The sequence below is a fragment of the Microvirga lotononidis genome, assembly GCF_034627025.1.
In the GTDB taxonomy this organism is placed as follows: domain Bacteria; phylum Pseudomonadota; class Alphaproteobacteria; order Rhizobiales; family Beijerinckiaceae; genus Microvirga; species Microvirga lotononidis.
The window spans coordinates 452,936-470,772 of record NZ_CP141050.1; the positions used below are offsets into that span (position 1 = coordinate 452,936).

Annotated in this window: 14 protein-coding genes and 1 pseudogene; 14 read left to right on the top strand and 1 reads right to left on the bottom strand. The window is 61.9% G+C overall.

Annotated features, from left to right (window positions below; all coding sequences use genetic code 11):
- Positions 1 to 25 precede the first annotated feature (25 nt).
- A complete protein-coding gene (locus U0023_RS31775; RefSeq protein ID WP_009490221.1) occupies positions 26 to 667 on the bottom strand; it encodes a TetR/AcrR family transcriptional regulator in 642 nt (213 codons plus the stop codon).
- A gap of 226 nt (positions 668 to 893) precedes the next feature.
- Here U0023_RS31775 and U0023_RS31780 point away from each other — a divergent pair, with 226 nt between their 5' ends.
- The 14 genes and pseudogenes from U0023_RS31780 (at position 894) to U0023_RS31845 (ending at position 17,837) form a co-directional block, all read left to right on the top strand.
- On the top strand, positions 894 to 2,042 hold the full coding sequence (locus U0023_RS31780) for an efflux RND transporter periplasmic adaptor subunit (RefSeq protein WP_154660960.1): 1,149 nt from the start codon (positions 894 to 896) through the stop codon (positions 2,040 to 2,042).
- Positions 2,039 to 5,191, top strand: coding sequence for an efflux RND transporter permease subunit (locus U0023_RS31785; RefSeq protein ID WP_009490217.1), 3,153 nt, complete (start codon positions 2,039 to 2,041; stop codon positions 5,189 to 5,191). The genes U0023_RS31780 and U0023_RS31785 overlap by 4 nt, the downstream gene beginning before the upstream one ends.
- Positions 5,192 to 5,262: 71 nt before the next feature.
- Entirely contained in the window at positions 5,263 to 5,805 is a 543-nt protein-coding gene (locus U0023_RS31790; RefSeq protein ID WP_009490215.1) for a TetR/AcrR family transcriptional regulator, read from the top strand.
- Positions 5,806 to 5,988: 183 nt separating this feature from the next.
- Positions 5,989 to 7,176 (top strand): annotated as a pseudogene (locus U0023_RS31795) (metallophosphoesterase).
- Between the two features lie 266 nt (positions 7,177 to 7,442).
- A complete protein-coding gene (locus tag U0023_RS31800; RefSeq protein ID WP_009490207.1) occupies positions 7,443 to 8,078 on the top strand; it encodes a glutathione S-transferase N-terminal domain-containing protein in 636 nt (211 codons plus the stop codon).
- Between the two features lie 9 nt (positions 8,079 to 8,087).
- Complete coding sequence (locus U0023_RS31805; RefSeq protein ID WP_009490204.1) at positions 8,088 to 8,969, top strand: alpha/beta hydrolase; 882 nt, start codon at positions 8,088 to 8,090, stop codon at positions 8,967 to 8,969.
- Positions 8,970 to 8,980: 11 nt separating this feature from the next.
- Complete coding sequence (locus U0023_RS31810) at positions 8,981 to 9,553, top strand: hypothetical protein (protein ID WP_009490202.1); 573 nt, start codon at positions 8,981 to 8,983, stop codon at positions 9,551 to 9,553.
- A gap of 165 nt (positions 9,554 to 9,718) precedes the next feature.
- Positions 9,719 to 10,903, top strand: coding sequence for an AAA family ATPase (locus U0023_RS31815; protein ID WP_009490200.1), 1,185 nt, complete (start codon positions 9,719 to 9,721; stop codon positions 10,901 to 10,903).
- Entirely contained in the window at positions 10,900 to 11,892 is a 993-nt protein-coding gene (locus U0023_RS31820) for a DUF6635 family protein (RefSeq protein ID WP_009490198.1), read from the top strand. Before U0023_RS31815 ends, U0023_RS31820 begins: the two co-directional genes overlap by 4 nt.
- Before the next feature lie 421 nt (positions 11,893 to 12,313).
- Complete coding sequence (locus U0023_RS31825; protein ID WP_052600463.1) at positions 12,314 to 13,342, top strand: LysR family transcriptional regulator; 1,029 nt, start codon at positions 12,314 to 12,316, stop codon at positions 13,340 to 13,342.
- Positions 13,335 to 14,828, top strand: a complete 1,494-nt coding sequence (locus U0023_RS31830) for an NAD(P)-binding domain-containing protein (RefSeq protein WP_052600462.1) — start codon at positions 13,335 to 13,337, stop codon at positions 14,826 to 14,828. The genes U0023_RS31825 and U0023_RS31830 overlap by 8 nt, the downstream gene beginning before the upstream one ends.
- Before the next feature lie 34 nt (positions 14,829 to 14,862).
- Positions 14,863 to 15,777 carry an ABC transporter permease gene (locus U0023_RS31835; RefSeq protein ID WP_009490192.1) on the top strand — a complete coding sequence of 305 codons (915 nt, stop codon included), beginning with the start codon at positions 14,863 to 14,865 and terminating at the stop codon, positions 15,775 to 15,777.
- A 15-nt stretch (positions 15,778 to 15,792) separates the two neighbouring features.
- On the top strand, positions 15,793 to 16,650 hold the full coding sequence (locus U0023_RS31840) for an ABC transporter permease (protein WP_009490190.1): 858 nt from the start codon (positions 15,793 to 15,795) through the stop codon (positions 16,648 to 16,650).
- Positions 16,647 to 17,837 carry a M24 family metallopeptidase gene (locus U0023_RS31845; protein WP_009490188.1) on the top strand — a complete coding sequence of 397 codons (1,191 nt, stop codon included), beginning with the start codon at positions 16,647 to 16,649 and terminating at the stop codon, positions 17,835 to 17,837. Before U0023_RS31840 ends, U0023_RS31845 begins: the two co-directional genes overlap by 4 nt.

Here is a 17,837-nt window from a genome sequence, read left to right on the forward strand (position 1 = left end):
TTGCAGCAGATCCAATCGGGATCCGCTATGGTTTGTTGCTCTCCGATGTGGTTCGGGGCAGGAGGCCATTCAGAAGAAGATCGACCGCGATCTCGAAGTGCCGTTCCATGTCGATCGGCCGACGATCCGAGAACAGAAGCATCCAGATGTTGAGAGACAGGGCCGGTGCGAGCAGGAGTTCCGGGAACTCCAGGACGGAAGACTGACGGATCTCGCCTTTGGCATTTCCATCGTCCAGGACCTGACGCAGCCGTCTGACTACCGGTCCCATGAAGTTCTGGTGGTGCTCGTCGATCAATGCAGGGAAGCGGCTCGCTTCAGCAATCAGCAGGCGAAGGATCTCCCGGCCTCGCGGATCCGTCGCGATAATTCTGTACAGGAAGCAGAGATAGGACCGCAGGAATTCGGGAGCCGTGGATGAGTTCGATGCGGCGAATTCCTCGGCCTGTAGATGGACCGGGCGCGAGAGTTCGCGCACCATGGCGACAAAGAGCTGTTCCTTGTTCTCGAAGTAGAAGTAGATCGTGCCCTTCGTGACGCCGACCCGCGCCGCCACGTCCTCGAGACGCGTGGCCGCGTAGCCGTTCTGCACGAACTCTTCGAAGGCAGCCTCCAGGATCTCCCCGGGACGCTCCGCCTTGCGGCGGGCCCTCACACCTCCAGCCATCCGATACTCCTCACATCTCCCCACTGGCTCTCTACGGCTTCTCGAGCACGACCGTCTACCAGGGAGGGCGCTGGGACAACACGATTGGCCCTTCCCGCTTCCAGCGCTCCACCGGGCCAACCGATCCATTGACTAACTCGTGAGTCAATTACGGTTGACTGACTCGTAAGTCAACGACTATATGCAGCGCACAATCAATCGATCGAGGCCGATAATGATCCGCCCTATGAAGCCGATAGCCGGGTACCTTTTGTCTGCAACCCTCCTCTTGGCCTCGCTTCTGCCAGTTCATGCTCAGCAGCCTCGAGGCTCCACCCCACCCCCGCAGGTCACGATCACGGAGGTTCAGGCACGGGTTGTGCCCGTCACCTACGAGTATGCCGCCCGTGTTTCGGCCTATCGTGAGGTGCAGGTGAGGGCGCGCGTGGGCGGCATCCTCCTGAAGCGGAACTTCACCGAAGGTACGCCGGTGAAGGCGGGCCAAGTGCTGTTTGAGATCGATCCCGCCCCCTTTGATGCGGAATTGGCACGTACGAAGGCGCAGCTTCAGCAGGCCCAGGCGCAGTACAACCAGGCAGTGCGGGATGCCGAGCGGGCGTTACAGCTCTTCGCGCGAGGCGCGGGCAGCGAGAAATCCCGTGACGATGCCATTGCGGCCAAGGAACTCGGTGCCGCCTCTGTCGCCGCGGCCGAGGCTCAGGTTCGCACCGCCCAGCTCAACCTGGACTATACGAAGGTGAGGGCTCCCATCAGCGGCATTACCAGCCTGGAGCAGGTGCCCGAGGGCAGCCTGATCGGCACCAGCGGCGACAGCGGCCTGCTCACCTCCATCACCCAACTCGACCCCGTCTACGTGAACTTCGCCTTTGCCGATCGCGAGGGTGCCGAGATCCGTCGCCTCCTGGCTTCCCAGCAACCGAAGGGATCTCCGGCCAAAGACCTCAAGGTGAAGATCACCTTCGGCGATGGTGAGGTCTACGATCAGGAAGGCACGATCGACTTCACCTCTAGCAGCATCGATACCCAGACCGGCACCCTGCAGGCTCGTGCCATCGTCAAGAATCCCGACCAGCGTCTGGTGCCCGGGCAGTTCGTGCGGGCGACCGTCACCGGCCTTACCCTGGATGATGCCATCGTCGTTCCCGAGGCGGCCGTGATGCAGGGACCCCAGGGACAGTTCGTCTATACCATCAACAGCACCGGAAACGCCGAGATCCGCCCGGTCGAACTGAGCCGCCAAATCGAAAGCGGCTGGATCGTCTCCTCGGGCCTGAGGGCCGGTGACAAGCTCGTCACCGAGGGCGTCATCAAGGTCCGTCCGGGAGCACCTGTTATGGCTTCATTGACCAACACGAATGTCGCGGTGACGCAATGAACCCTCGCTTTTTTATCGACCGGCCGGTCTTCGCCGCCGTCATCTCCATTGTGATTGTCCTAGCGGGCGCCCTGGCCATCCGGGCTCTGCCGATCGCTCAGTATCCTGAACTGACGCCGCCGCAGGTGGTAGTAAGCGCCGCATATCCCGGCGCCAGCGCCGAGACGGTCGCCCAGACCGTGGCGGCTCCGCTGGAGCAGCAGATCAACGGCGTGGAAGGCATGCTCTACATGCAATCCACGAACTCGAGCAGCGGTTCGATGCAGCTGAGCGTCACCTTTGCGCTCGGCACCGATCCGGATCAGGCGACCATCGATGTCAATAATCGGGTTCAGCGGGCAACCTCGACCCTACCCGAGGAGGTGACGCGGCAGGGTGTCACCGTGGCCAAGCGCTCGACCTCGATCCTCGGCATGGTCGCCATGTTCTCGAAGGATCCGCGGTATGACCGGACCTATGTCGGCAACTACGCGCTTCTGAATGTGGTCGATGAACTCAAGCGTATCCCGGGCGTCGGTGATGCGTCTGTCCTCGGATCGGTGGAGTATTCCATGCGCATCTGGCTGCGGCCGGATAAGCTCGCCGAGTTCAACCTGACGCCGACCGATGTTGCGGCCGCCATCCGTGAGCAGAACGCTCAGTTCGCCGCGGGCCGCTTTGGTGATGAGCCAACCGACAAGTCGGTCGCCTTCACCTACTCGGCCACAACACAGGGCCGCCTGCCGGACAAGGCGGCCTTCGAGGACATCATCCTGCGTTCGAACGAGAATGCGGCCGCCCTGCGCCTCAAGGATGTGGCTCGCGTGGAACTCGGGGCCCAGAGCTATACGGTCACGGCACAGCTCAATGGCACCCCGGCGGTGCCGATCGCGATTTATCTCCAGCCGGGCGCCAATGCCCTGGCGACCATGGAGGCGCTCACGACCCGCCTGGAGGAGCTAAAGGGAGCCTTCCCGGAAGGGGTCGATTACGCGATCCCGTTCGACACGACGAAGTTCATCCAGGTCTCGGTCGAGGAGGTCATTCACACCTTCATCGAGGCCATCGTGCTGGTGGTCGGCGTCGTGTTCCTGTTCCTGCAGAACTGGCGCGCGACCCTGATCCCGGTGATTGCGGTGCCGATCTCGATCATCGGCACGTTTGCCGGCATGTACCTGTTCGGCTTCTCGATCAACCTGCTGACGCTGTTCGGCCTGGTGCTGGCCATCGGCATCGTGGTCGACGACGCCATTGTGGTGCTGGAGAACGTCGAGCGCATCATGTCGACGGAGCACCTGTCCCCGCGCAAGGCCGCCATCAAGGCGATGAGTGAGGTCACGGGACCCGTCATTGCCATCGTGCTGGTGCTCTGCGCCGTGTTCGTGCCCGTGACCTTCATGGGCGGTCTCGCCGGCGAAATGTACAAGCAGTTCGCTGTGACCATCGCCATCTCGGTGACGATCTCAGGGATCGTGGCCCTGACGCTCACACCGGCTCTGTGCGCCCTGATCCTGAAGCCCGGGCACCACGAGCCGGCGCTGCCGTTCCGCCTGTTCAACCGTGCCTTCGACAAGCTGACGGCGGGCTATACGGCCGGTGTCCGCTTCCTGGTCCGGCGGGTGGCAGTGGGCCTGCTGATCTCGGCGGGCGTGGCGGGTGCGACGGCCTACCTCTTCATGACGATCCCAGGCTCCCTGGTGCCGGATGAGGACCAGGGCGTTCTGTTCAGCGTCGCCATGCTACCGCCCGCCGCTTCCTTGAGCCGGACCGAGGCCGTGGTGGACGCGGCAAGCCAGAACTTCCAGAGCCATCCGGCGGTCGAGAATGTCTTCGCGGTGTCGGGCTTCGACCTGCTCTCGGGCGGTATGAAGACCAGCGCCGGTACCTCCTTCGTGTCGTTGAAGGACTGGGCCGAGCGCGAGGCACCGGAGCTCGATGCGCGCAAGCTGCCGGGCCCGTTCATGGGCATGAACGATGGTATCAAGGACGGTATGGTTCTGGCCTTTAATCCGCCCCCCATTATGGGTTTGAGCACGACTGGTGGGTTCGAACTCTACTTGCAGGATCGAACCGGAGGTGGCGCTGCCAACCTCAACGCAGCCACGACAAAGCTGGTTGAGGCTGCCTCGAAGCGGCCTGAACTGACAGGTGTGCGGACAACGTTCAGCACCAACGTGCCGCAGTACAAGATCAATCTCGACCGCGACAAGGCCAAGGCTCTGAACGTGCCGATCAACTCGGTGTTCGAGGCGATGCAGAGCACCTTCGGCAGCATGTACGTGAACGACTTCACGCTGTTCGGACGCAATTACCGCGTCATGCTCCAGTCCGAGTCGAACTTCCGCCAGACACCGGACGATCTCAGGCACGTCTTCGTCAAGACGGCTGCGGGGAGCATGATCCCGCTCAGCACGCTCGTCACTGTCGAGCGCGTCATTGGCCCTGACCAGTTGGAGCGCTTCAACGCCTTCAATGCCGCCAAGGTCACGGGAAACCCGGCTCCGGGCTACACCTCCGGTCAGGCGATTGCGGCCATGCAGGAGGTTGCCCGGGAGGCGCTGCCGGAGGGGTTCCAGGTGGCCTGGACGGGCTCGGCCTACCAGGAACTGGAAACCGGCGGCACCGGATCTCAGGCCATGATCTTCGGCCTGATCATGGTGTTCCTGATCCTCGCGGCGCAGTACGAGAAGTGGAGCCTGCCGCTGGCGGTTATCACGGCGGTTCCCTTCGCGCTCTTCGGTGCCCTTGTGGCGATCTGGCTGCGAGGGCTGACCAACGACGTCTATTTCCAGATCGGTTTGGTGACGCTCATCGGCCTCGCCGCCAAGAACGCGATCCTGATCGTGGAGTTCGCGGTGCTCAGGCGTCAGGAGGGCGCGAGCGCAGTCGAGGCTGCGATCGATGCCGCCCGCCTGCGCTTCCGACCGATCGTGATGACATCGCTGGCCTTCATTCTGGGCGTGGTGCCACTCGCGATCTCGACAGGTGCAGGTTCTGCCAGCCGCCACTCGATCGGCACGGGTGTGATCGGCGGCATGCTGGCGGCGACCTTCATCGCAACCTTCCTGATCCCGATGTTCTACCGTCTGATCGCCTGGAAGCAGCCAAAGGCTCGCGAAGAGGATGACGACGTCCTGCTGGCGCCGGCTCAGGAGACCCCAGCGCAATGATGAGAGTGGGCCGGCCGTGTTCGCTAGAGGACGACGGCCGGCCTAAGGAACGACTTGATAGCTGAGAGAACATGACAGCGCAGCACGACACGACAGCGGTCTCGTCCCACGATCGTATTCTGGATGCCGCTGAGGATTTGATCACGACTCGAGGCATCTCCGCCTTTACCCTTGATGCAGTCGCCCAAGCGGCGGGAGTCAGCAAAGGCGGGCTCCTGTATCACTTCAGCTCCAAGGACAGTCTGATCTCCGGCCTCCAGCGTCGCATGGCTTCACGCCTCGTGGACACGTTGCAAGAGGCTGAAAAGCGATCCGAACCGATTCTTCAGGCATTTGTCCGCCAGCTACGTCATGACTATGAAACCGGCGGACAGCGATTTGCGGCACTGCTGCTGGCCCGGGAGCAGCCAGCCCCATGCCAAGAGCTGCAATCCCTGATGACATGTCTGTCTCGAAGGAGCAGCAAGTCTGGAGACAGCAAACCGCCGCTCCTCCTGCTGGCCGCCTTGGGATTGATCCTCTCCAGTCTTGCGCGGTTGCCCTGTCCTGAACCTTCGCAAATCGAAGATCTCTTTGATGAGATGGAAGCAATCGCTGCCAACCTCACCGATTGATGGCATTCGCCCTGGCGTGACGGCCCATGCCAAGAGTGCTTTCCAGCGAGGGCGATATGACCCATATTTTCGAGCCGCTGGGATAAAGAGGGCCTTCGCACCCCCTGTCGCAGTCCCTCGGTTCAACCCTCCTCAAGACGGTCAGCCGTTCCGGTCCTGCGCCAGCTCGCTCCAAGGACGTCCATGTTCCATCTGACATTCGCACTGCCGAGCCTCTATGTCCTAGCGCGATTCCTGTGGCCGCTTCCTTGGGCACCCGGCGGGAAGGTCATCCTTGCCATCGTGCTGCTCATGGCATCGCAGTATCATCTCTAGAGTCGGCTTTCGTCCGGCTCCGTCTTCTCACCCGGGTTCCCGCGTGCCCTCGTGCTCTTGTTCAACTGGGCGTTCGGGGCCATCGTGCTCCTGGCGGTGATGCAGCTCGCGCTTGATGGGACGGCCCTGGTGGCGAGGCTAGTTCGACCCGTCGGCTGGGCGACACCGGACGGGGTGCGCTACGCTGCCGCGATCGCCGCCATGCTGCTGTCGGCGCTGGGCGTTTATCTGGCAACACGCGTGCCGCCGCTCAAGGATGTCGAGATTGCCATCCCCGGGCTGCCGCACCAGTTCGACGGCTACAGGCTTCTGCAATTGACCGACCTGCACATCAGCCGCCTGTTTTCCAAGGAGTGAACCCAAGCGCTGATCGACAAATCCAATACGCTTGGCGTGGACCTGATCGTGGTAACCGGTGACCTGATCGACGGCTCGTTTGACGCACGACGCGCCGACGTAGAGCTGCTGCGCGGTCTGCGGGCAAAGGATGGTGTCTGGGTCATCCCCGGCAATCACGAGTACTTCTTCGACTACGAGGCATGGATGCATCACTACGCCAGCCTGGGAATGCAGGTGCTCGCGAACGATCATACGGTCCTGTCGCGCGATGGCGCGTCGCTCGTGCTGGCCGGCGTCACTGACCTGTCGGCGACCCGGACCCGCCTCCCAGCACCGGATTTGGCCGCGGCTCTCGATGGCGCGCCGTCAGACGCACCGATCGTGCTCCTCGATCACCAGCCGAGGAACGCCCCGCAGGCGGCCGCACAGGGCGTGGCACTGCAACTGTCCGGGCATACCCATGGCGGCATGGTCCTCGGGCTCGACCGGCTCGTCGCGCGCGCCAACAACGGCTTCGTCTCGGGCCGGTACCAGGTCGGCGGGATGACACTCTATTTCAATAACGGCACCGCGCTCTGGCCTGGCTTCGCGCTACGGCTCGGGCGACCGCCCGAGCTGACCCGCATCACCCTTAGACGTGCCTCACCGCTGGATGGATTGACTGTGCATTCGCCGGCGACCTCGGCGCGGTCGCATGCTCCGGCCGCCGCAGGATAACTTCACGAGGATGATGCCCTCCGATGGAAGGACCGGTTCTGGCACATCCGAGACCTAAACCTGAGGACAGCTTTCCCCGCCGAAGCGGACGCTCCTGAAGGGCAGGGGATGGGCAGAGGATGACCCAAGCCGACATTCGGGGTCACTTGTGACAAGCTCCGTGACTGGCCGCACCCGCTACCGCGCATGAGGCCTCGTCTAACCCGGGTCGGCTGCTATCTCTTAGGTCTCAGAGCATCACCCGCTACTCGTGCTTAGGAGCCGCCATGATCACGCTTTACACTTGGACCACGCCGAACGGCCGCAAGGTGCCCATCATGCTGGAAGAGACGGGCCTTGCTTACGAGGTGCGGCCGGTCAATCTCGGGAACAACGAGCAGTTCTCGTCCGACTTCCTGGCGATCTCGCCCAACAACAAGATCCCAGCCATTGTCGATGACGAGGCGGAGGGTAGCCCGCTCACCCTTTTTGAGAGCGGCGCCATCCTGACCTACCTCGCTGAGAAAACCGGCCGCTTTCTTGCCCCGCCAGGGCCGGCTCGGTACAAGGCGCTGGAATGGACCTACTGGCAGGTCGGCGGCCAGGGGCCAATGCTCGGTCAGCTCGGCTTCTTTGCCAAACGCTCGGACGAGAAGGCGCCGCTGGCGATCAAGCGCTTTACGGATGAGGCCGATCGCCTGCTCACCGTGATGGAGCGGCGTCTGGCTGAGGTACCGTACTTGGCCGGTGACACGTACACGATTGCCGATATTGCGGCCTACCCGTGGACAGTGGCGGCCACCACGTTCCTGAAGGATGTCCTGACCGACAGTCTTGCCACCAAACCATCCCTCCACCGCTGGCTCAAGGAGGTCGGAGAGCGCCCTGCGGTCCAACGCGGTATGGCAGTGCCGAAGCTCTGAGGCTGACCCGTGGCAGGACACCGCGCTCGTTCCATAGTCCGCCGTCTGTTCATCCTCGCCTCCGCTGTGCTCGCTCTGTACGCCTGCGCCCTCGCGGTGTTGTTCGTGAACCAGCGCAGCCTGCTGTATCCAGCCCCGGACTGGCGCAGCACCGCCGCCGAGGCTGGGCTGTCCGGCTTTCAAGACTTGGTCTTGACGACGCCCGATGGCGAACGGCTGGTGGCGTGGTGGAAGCCGCCGCAGCCTGGCAAGGCGCTGATCCTGTACTTCCATGGCAACGGCGGCAGCCTCTGGAGCGGGCGCTTGCGCGCTCAGGCCCTGACCGCCTCCGGGCGTGGGCTGCTGACGATCAGCTATCGGGGCTACTCCGGCTCGACCGGCTCGCCTACGGAGATGGGTCTGCACACCGATGCCCGCACGGCCTATGACTGGGTAAGGCAATCTTATGAGGCCTCTCGGGTGGTCGCCTATGGCGAGTCCCTCGGCACCGGGTTGGCCGTACGCCTGGGCAGCGAGCAGCCGCTGGCCGGCCTGATCCTGGATGCGCCCTACACCTCCACGGCCGATGTGGCCAGCCTCACCTACTGGTATGTGCCCGTCTCCTGGCTGATGCTCGACCAGTTCCGCTCGCTCGACATCATCTGCCAGGTGAAAGCGCCGATCCTGATCCTGCACGGCACGGATGATCGCACCGTCCCGTTTGCGTTCGGCGAGCGGCTGTTTGCGGCTGCTCCCGAGCCGAAGCGGTTCATCCGCATTGCGGGTGGGACCCACAGCCGGAACCTGGAGCAGGGCGGAATGGCCGCGGTGGAAGACTTCCTTGCGGCTGTCGAGGCCCAGTTGCCAGACCGGGCCTCTGGCAGGGCTGCCACGCCAACGCAAGCTCCCTAGGACCGATGAGGATGAAACTGGTGTCGTGGCACCGGGGCGCAATTACCGGCTTTGCCCACCATGACCGGCGCCCTGTCATCGATCTGACGCGGCGATGGAACGAGATCCCCAAGCTTGGGACAGGACGGCACAATGCCCATATGAGGACTATGTCGACCAAAGGATCTTCACCACGCACGCTCGACCTGTTCGAGGTCACGCTCACCATCCCGACACCTGCGTCCGAACCGGCTCCCGCGACCGCTAAGCCGCCGGCGCTTGCCAGCCTGCCCGACGCTCAGCTGGCTGAGCAGCTGGGCCAGGTCGTCGAGGAAGTTCAGCGCCGATTGCAGAAGGGTCGGGGCAGACGGCTGGAACTGCTGAAGGCAGTGAACGAGGCGCAATCATCCCTGGATCGGCTGATTTCAAGGCCTGCCAAGCAGGTCAACCACCTGCGATCTCGCAAGGCTGCATCCCCTCTGCAGGAGGGGCAGCGCAAAGCGGTGCAGGCTGCTCTCCAGGCCGGGGTGGCTCCCAACCAAGTGGCCAAGCACTTCGGCCTGTCGCTGGCCACCATTCGCGAGGTACTTGGCAAGGGTGTTTAAGCGGGTGGGCGGTGGGCGGCTACGAAACGGCAGTAGCAGATGAGGAGCTCTGAGACGCACAGAAGCGAGAAGGGTGCAACCACAGCAAATAGGCGCGGCCTTGCATTTATCGGGAACTTACCTAGGTTTATGGAAATATCATAAACTCGGTTAAACTCGCTATAAATGGATCCTCGACTGAACCCCTACGCGCCGGGAGCCGGCAACCCACCGCCCGAGCTTGCCGGCCGCGACAGCATTCTTGAGCGCGCCCAAATCGCGCTCGACCGCATCAAGGCAGGCCGGGCCAGCCGCAGCTTCATCCTTTACGGCCTCCGGGGGGTCGGTAAGACTGTTCTGCTTAACCGTATCCGCCTCGACGCTGAAGCCAAGCAGTATGTAAGCGTGTGGATCGAGGCGCCTGAGGAGCGGTCACTGCCGGCCCTTCTGGCCCCAGCCCTGAGGGCGACGCTGCTCAAGCTGAGCCGCGGTGAGGCACTGAGGGACGGGGCCAAGAGGGCCATGCGGGCGCTTGCTGGCTTCGCCAAGGCCCTGAAGGTCACGTACTCCGACATTGAGGTGGGGATTGATCTCGACCCTGAGCCCGGTGTCGCCGACAGCGGCGATCTCGAGAACGACCTGTCCGACCTCCTGGGTGCGATTGGTGAGGCGGCCGCAGAGCGCGACACCATCGTCGTGATTTACATCGACGAGCTCCAATACGTGCCCGAGGCTCAATTGGCGGCCCTCATTACGGCTCTGCATCGTGCATCGCAGAGGCAGCTTCCGGTCACCATGGTGGCCGCGGGGCTGCCGCAACTCCTCGGGCAGATGGGGCGCGCCAAGTCTTACGCGGAGCGGCTTTTCGAGTACGTCCCGATCGACAAGCTGGACCCCGATGCGGCCCGCAAGGCGCTTTGCGTGCCCGCGGAGAAGGAAGGCGTGACCTTCGCCGACGCGGCCATCGCCGAGATCGCCAAACAGACACAAGGGTATCCCTACTTTCTGCAAGAGTGGGGAAAGCACAGTTGGGATCTTGCGGAGGCATCCCCCATTGACGGCGACGATGCCCGGCGGGCGACCGTCGCGGCCCTCGGCGAGCTCGACGCGAGTTTCTTCCGGGTTCGTTTTGACAGGCTGACCCCATCCGAGAAGCGCTACCTGCGCGCCATGGCGGAACTTGGCGAGGGGCCGCACCGGTCCGGGGACATCGCCGACACACTCGGCATGAAGGTCACCTCCGTTGCTCCCATCCGCAACTCGCTCATCTCGAAGGGCATGATCTACAGCCCCTCCCATGGTGACACCGCGTTCACAGTGCCTCTTTTCGATGGCTTCGTGAAAAGAACGATGCAGGACGCGGGGGCATGACGTCGGGTCCCGAACCCCTGCTCACGCGGGGCGAGGCCGAGCGCATCGTCGCCGAGGGTGCGCGCCGCTACTTCGAGAGCCGTCGGGCAAGGGTGAACGAGTTCGTGCAGCGACACTTCTCGTTCTCAGGATCGCTGTCCATGCACCGAAAGGCGGTTGGATGGGACATGCTCAAGGGTCCCGTCAACATCGCCTTGGCCGTTCCCCAGCTCGCGACGAAACTGGCCGCCGCCGGGGCTAAGGCGATCGGTGCGGACAAAGCCTCGGAGTACCTGGGATCGAGGAACCTGATGTTCGACACCGATCTCGGGCAGGAGATCGAATGGCTGATCATCACCGAGCTCCTCGAGCTGCCGTTCCAGCAGGGCGGCCGCGTGTCCCAGCGCGATGCCCTTGCGGAGACGATCCTGGCAGCGCCGGAACTCCAGGAGCGGCTTCAGCAGTCACTCGAGGTGATCGGACGAAAGGGAGACGATCTCGAATTCAGGGCGCGTCTTGAGGCATCGATGGAGATCTATGCGGGGACGCGGGCGGCAGCCGCCGAGATCGCCGCCTCGCTGATGACTGTCGGAGCAGGGGCCGTTGCCCTGCAGAAGGTGACGCCCGGGGTCATGTCCCTGGGGCCAGCCTTGGCCGCCGCTCTGGCGCAGAATGCAGCCGTTGCCTCGTTTCCGCTGGGGGCTAGTGCCGGAGGCCTATGGTATGGTCTGTTCCCGGCGGCGGTATCCCCGGTCTTGGTCGGGGGTGTGACCGGAGGACTTCTGGCGATCACCTCCGTCGCCGCCGCCTTCGCCGGAATCATAACTGACCCGGTCCAGAAGGGTCTCGGCCTTCATCACCGCCGCCTCACGCGACTGATCGATGCCTTGGAGAAGCAGTGGAACCGGGAGCACGAGGACGCTGAGTTCAAGGCGCATGATCCATACGTCGCCCGTCTCATGGACGTATTCGACATCCTCGGTGCCGCTTACCGCATCGCCAGATCTTAGCGATCATGGCGCAATCAATCTGGCGCTGCTGCAGGGCGTGAACCGGCATCGGATGCTGCCAGATGAGCCGGCTGCCATTGAGCACCCGCCTCCGCTGGCGAGCTCAGAGGGTCAGCGGGGTCATCATCGGTGCTACTCCTGAGCTCACCGAAATTCCATTTTGTGTCACTAAGCCAAGGAATTGCACTTCCCCGCGGACCAGCTAAGGGGCGGCGCAGATCCACAGCTTAAGGCCAGAGCCAGCCCGCACATAGGGGTGATCTCGTTCGCACTAAAGAACATTCTCCCGCTCTTGTTCGATACGACGGTGCCGCGCCTCAAGCCTCTCTCGATGGTGACGACTGTCTACATTCTAGGGCTCAGGTAGACCAAACCCCTATAATGTTCCGTTCTTTTAAAAGAACATTCTATTGCCTCCATCATGCGAATTGTGCATTATCGGTCGACTAACTCCTGTAACTTGCATCATAGGTCTAGTGTGGAAATCAAGCAGTTAGAAGCGTTCCTGGCCGTGATGTCGGCGGGGAGTATTACCGGGGCATCCCGGCTGCTTGACCGTTCACAATCTCAGGTCACGCGCCTGATCCAAGAACTTGAAGCCTCGCTTGCTTTCTCCCTGTTTGATCGTAACGGGCCGAGAATTACCCCGACGCCCAAGGCTATCGCCTTCCACTCTGAAGCGGAACGGTTTCTAACAGGGATCGGACAACTGAAGGAGCGCGCTAAGAGGATCTTGGCCGAGGATCCAGCTCCAATTGAAATTGCTGCGATCCCAGCATTCGCCAGCGGTCTCGTGCCGCTTGCACTGTCCGTTTTGCAGGAAGATCGTCTGCCGCGTGACATCCATCTTCGAAGCATCTCTGCGGAGGCCGCTGTTCAATCAGTTCTGGGGCGGACTGCGGATTTTTGCATTGCCTCCCTCCCTGTTGAACATCCTGGCCTTGAGGTGCATGGCCTCTTCCAATCACCCTGTGTTGCAGCAGTCGCAGCGAACGATCCTTTAGCGGCCAACGAGGTCATTTCCATGGGTGATCTCGCGGGTCGCTGCCTCATCACGATGGCTAACCCCTTCCGGCTTCGCCGCCGGGTGAACCAAGCTTTAGAGGCTGCGAACGTGCGCCCTTTGAGGATAACCGACACAAACGTCGCCCTGACTGCGCTGCAGCTTGCGTCCACTGGCTTTGGCATTGCCATTGTGGAGCCGGCCACGGCTCACGGCACACAGGTGAAGAACGTAGAGATCCGGCCGCTCGATATGGATATCCCCTTCCTTTGGGGGATTTTCTCTGCCGCCTCCAAGCCTCTTTCCGAGACAGCTCGCGAACTCATTCAGCTGATCATCCGGGTTTCCGCAACTCGGATACCAAGAATTGTCGCCCACGATCCAAGACACATTGATCGTGTTGCCGATGCCACGTTCGGTGCTGATCCGCATAGACAGGATGTTTGATTTGAAACCGGAATTTCTGCAGTCCGTGAGTAACCTTGAGGCTCTTGAGCACAGGCTTGCCGAGGATCTGTCTCTCCTTGAGATTCCTCCCAAAGAGTGGGTGCCTGCGAGCGAGTATGAAGGCGCCCGGATCCTCGATGTTGTCATCATCGGCGCCGGCATGTGTGGGCTTGTGGCAGCTGCCGCCCTGAAGATGCTTGGTATCCATAACATCGTCTGTGTTGATCGCGCACCGAAGGGCTTGGAAGGGCCTTGGGTCACGTTCGCTCGCATGGAAACCCTCCGCTCGCCTAAGCAACTTACGGGCCCTGCTCTCGGTCTGCCCGCCCTCACGTTCCGGGCGTGGTATGTCGCGCAATTCGGCACCAACGCTTGGGAGCAGCTCGGGAAAATTCCGAAGAACCAGTGGATGGACTATCTGATCTGGTACCGGAAGGTGTTCGCACTTCCCGTTCGCAATCTCGTTTCCGTCATGAACATCGAGCCCGTCCATGATGATCTGCTCGCCCTGAACGTGATCGATAGCGGGAGCGGCAAAGCCGAGACGCTCTACGCACGCCATGTGGTGCTCGCGACCGGTCGCGACGGCCTCGGCGGGAGCTATGTGCCGGAGTTTGTCGAGAGTGTGCCCCGCAAGTTCTGGGCGCACTCTGCCGACGACATTGACTTTGATGCCTTGAGGGAAAAGCGGGTTGCCGTTGTCGGCGCCGGGGCATCGGCTATGGACAACGCCGCGACTGCACTTGAGGCCGGGGCAGCCAAAGTTGACATGATCATCCGCCGCAAGGATTTGCCGCGGATCAATAAATTCACTGGGATTGCAAGCCAGGGCGTTGTGCAGGGTTTCGCCGGGCTCAGCGATGAATGGAAATGGAAGTTCCTAGAGCATACGCTTGGTGCCCAGACGCCTCCGCCGCGCGACTCGACCCTGCGGGTCTCCCGCCACCCGAACAGCCGCTTTCTGCTTGGAACTGCCGTCCGCGGAATGCATGAGGAACCCGAGAGCGTTGTCCTTAAGACAAGCTGCGGTGACCTTGAGTATGACTTTGTGATCTTTGCAACAGGATTCCGCGTCGATCTTGACCGTCGACCAGAGCTGGTAAAGTTTGCGCCCTTCATCCGCTTCTGGAAGGACGTTTTTACTCCTGAGCCGGGCATGGAAAATGGCGAGTTGGCAAGCTCGCCCTACCTTGGCGCGGATTTTGAGTTTCTTGAACGGGTCCCAGGCAGTTGCCCATCGCTTCGCCTCGTGCACTGCTTCAACTATCAAGCCACGTTGAGCCATGGAAAGCTGTCTGGCGATATTCCGGCGGTCAGCGATGGTGGTCGCAGGCTCGCCCGCGGCATCGCCCGCAGCCTCTTCGTGGCAGACAGGGAGACTCACTTCGCCAATCTGGTCGCCTTCGAGACGCCAGAGTTGCTCGGGGACGAGTGGACCGACGCAGCAGCCGCTATCGCGGATCTGCAGAGAGGCGCGGCCGAGTGATGACGCGTTTCGCGACAAGCGGAGTGTACGGGTCGTGACTCGTTATCTTCTCACCAAACTAGCGGAAGCCGCCCTTGCGATCTGGGGTGTGGTCACGATCGTCTTCTTCGTGAGCCGTGTTCTTGGCGATCCAGCACTGCTGTTACTTCCTGTGGGAGCCGACCAGCACGCATTAGACACCCTGCGGGCATCGCTCGGCCTCGATCGGCCCATTCTTGAACAATACGGCATTGCTATGCTTGCCATGCTGCGCGGCGATTTCGGTGTTTCCTTTCAGCATACCCGCCCAGCGATGGAGGTGGTGCTTGAGCGTATGCCAGCCACGGCTCTGCTCGCGGGCACTGCTCTCCTGTTCGGGACGATGATCGGGGCTGCCGCAGGCGGAGTGGCCGCCCTGAAGCGCGGCACGATCTCGGAATTCATTGTGATGGTCGGAGCGCTCCTAGGCCAAGCGACGCCGGTATTTTGGCTCGGAATCATGCTGATCCTAGTGTTCTCGGTCGATTTGGGCTGGTTTCCCACAGGCGGTTCCGGCACGTGGGCGCATCTCGTCCTGCCGGGCTTTACGCTCGCCGTCTTCGTTTCCGCCTCGATCGCGCGTCTCCTGAGATCATCACTGCTCGACATCATGCGGGAAGACTATGTGCGCACGGCGCGCGCCAAAGGCCTGATGCCGCAAACGGTCTTCTTCTGGCATATCGCCCGCAATGCGCTGATTCCCGTCGTCACGATGATCGGCATCATTGCCGGCGAACTGCTTGGCGGATCTGTGGTAATCGAGACTGTCTTTGCTTGGCCCGGCGTCGGTCGCATCATCATGCAGGCCATCCAGAACCAGGATTTCCCGGTTATTCAAGCGGGTGTCGCGCTGGTTGCAGCCATCTTCATTATCATCAACCTCGTGGTCGACCTGCTCTACGGCGTGCTCGATCCGCGGATCCGGCGGTGATAGGAGCGACATCCCATGAAGTCCTTCTTCCTCGCCCTTCTTAAAAGCCGAGCCGGACTGTTCGGTTTCGTGCTGGTGCTGGTTTTCGTGCTGGCCGCGCTGCTCGCGCCCTATCTCGGATTGCCGGTTCCGACTCGGTCCAACCTGTTGGCCCGCATGGTGGCGCCAACTTGGACCGGACTGTTCTCGCCGGGTGCGCACCCACTCGGAACGGACGAGCTCGGTCGTGATATCCTGTCGCGTATCGTCCATGGAAGCCGTGTGACGCTGGCGATCGCCGCAGCCGCTGTGGTGCTCGGCGGAATCGTTGGCACACTGCTCGGCATCGTCGCAGGCTATTATCGCGGCATTGTCGATCGGGTTCTGATGCGCATCGTCGATATTCAGCTTGCTTTGCCGCTGATGCTGCTGGCACTGCTGGTCATTGCCGCGCTCGGACCGTCCACCACGAACCTGATCATCGTGTTGTCCCTCACGAGCTGGCTGCGCTACGCCCGCATCATTCGCGGGCAGGTTCTGGCGCTCCGTGAGCGGGAGTTTGTTCTCTCAGCCCATGCGATCGGCGCTGGTACCTGGCGGATCATGATCAAGCATCTTCTCCCGAATGTCATGACGCCGGCTCTTGTCATCGCGACACTGGAGCTTGCCCGCATCATCATCATGGATGCGGCTCTCTCCTTCTTGGGCCTCGGCGTTCAGCCGCCGAACCCGAGTTGGGGCCGAATGCTCGCCGACGGCCGGGTCTATATCTCGACGGCCTGGTGGATCGTGACCTTTCCCGGGATTGCCATTCTTCTCACCGTACTCAGCGTCAACCTCATGGGTGACTGGCTACGCGATTATTTCGATCCGAAACTGAGGACCATGCGATGAACCAGATTTCCGCTTCCACTTTGCCGCCTCGCGTCGGCCGCCTCAAGGCTGGCATGGTCAAGCACGGCGTCGATGTCATTGTGTCCTTCAAGCCGGAAAACAGCTTCTATTTTACCGGCTTCAACCCGATCATCTATTCGCATCCGGTCATTGCCATCCTCACTCCGGATCGCGACCCGATTATGCTCGTGCACGCGTTGCGCGATGATCATGGCCGCGCCAGCGCCTGGGTGCCGGATATCCGCCTCTACGGTTCCTGGTCCACGAAGGTTACAATGGGTCCGAACTGGCAGGATGCGCTCGCTTCGATCCTGGGTGACCTTGGCGTGATCGGAAAAACCGTCGGCATCGAAGAGGATTTCATCTCGATCAGCCGCCTCGGCCAGCTTCGCAAGGCGCTGCCGGACGCAAAATTTGCGGATGTCAGCCACCTCATTGACCATTGCCGCCTGATCAAGGATCCGGACGAGATCGCCCATGCCCGGATTGCCGCGCGCATCGCCGATCGGGGCATGGAGACGGCAATCGCGGGGCTTGCTGCCGGCGGCAACGAACGCGAGGTCTGCATCGCCTCGATGCACGAGATGAACAAGCTCTGGACGGCTGAATACCCGGATGTCGAGGTTGCGGACTTCGGCTCGCTGGAAGGCGGCGTTCAGAACGGCATGGCAACCTGGGCGCTTTCCGGCCCACGCATGTTCTATAATTGCGACAACCCGACGACCCGCAAGCCGCAACGCGGCGAGGCTGTTTCGGTGCTGATCTGGACGATCGCCAACGGCATTCATGCGGAGAACGAGAGAACCATCGCAATGGGTCCGCTCCCGGATGCCAACAAGCGGGCGCTCGACGCGATCCATGAGATCCGCTCCGAGGTGGATGCCTATATCAAGCCCGGAACACCCTACAAGGAACTCTTCGAGCACACCCGCAAAGGTCTCAAGGCGCGCGGGTACGGCGCTAATATTCCTGGTCGCATTGGACATGGCATCGGCCTCGGCGCGCACGAACATTCATCTCTCGACGCCAATTCGCCGCTTGTTTTGGAGCCAGGCATGATTTTCACGTTCGAGCCGAACATCCGTGTTCCCGGCGTTTGCGCGACACAGATTTCCGACACGGTCCTCGTCACCGAGACCGGTCGGGACTATCTCACCCGCTCCACCGGCGGCTATCTGGAGGTCTGA

Coding starts and splice junctions, on each gene's coding strand:
- U0023_RS31815 (WP_009490200.1), top strand. CDS start 9,719: ATGGATCCTCGACTGAACCCCTACGCGCCGGGAGCCGGCAACCCACCG.
- U0023_RS31800 (WP_009490207.1), top strand. CDS start 7,443: ATGATCACGCTTTACACTTGGACCACGCCGAACGGCCGCAAGGTGCCC.
- U0023_RS31790 (WP_009490215.1), top strand. CDS start 5,263: ATGACAGCGCAGCACGACACGACAGCGGTCTCGTCCCACGATCGTATT.
- U0023_RS31780 (WP_154660960.1), top strand. CDS start 894: ATGAAGCCGATAGCCGGGTACCTTTTGTCTGCAACCCTCCTCTTGGCC.
- U0023_RS31775 (WP_009490221.1), bottom strand. CDS start 667: ATGGCTGGAGGTGTGAGGGCCCGCCGCAAGGCGGAGCGTCCCGGGGAG.
- U0023_RS31820 (WP_009490198.1), top strand. CDS start 10,900: ATGACGTCGGGTCCCGAACCCCTGCTCACGCGGGGCGAGGCCGAGCGC.
- U0023_RS31785 (WP_009490217.1), top strand. CDS start 2,039: ATGAACCCTCGCTTTTTTATCGACCGGCCGGTCTTCGCCGCCGTCATC.
- U0023_RS31840 (WP_009490190.1), top strand. CDS start 15,793: ATGAAGTCCTTCTTCCTCGCCCTTCTTAAAAGCCGAGCCGGACTGTTC.
- U0023_RS31825 (WP_052600463.1), top strand. CDS start 12,314: ATGCGAATTGTGCATTATCGGTCGACTAACTCCTGTAACTTGCATCAT.
- U0023_RS31830 (WP_052600462.1), top strand. CDS start 13,335: ATGTTTGATTTGAAACCGGAATTTCTGCAGTCCGTGAGTAACCTTGAG.
- U0023_RS31845 (WP_009490188.1), top strand. CDS start 16,647: ATGAACCAGATTTCCGCTTCCACTTTGCCGCCTCGCGTCGGCCGCCTC.
- U0023_RS31810 (WP_009490202.1), top strand. CDS start 8,981: ATGAAACTGGTGTCGTGGCACCGGGGCGCAATTACCGGCTTTGCCCAC.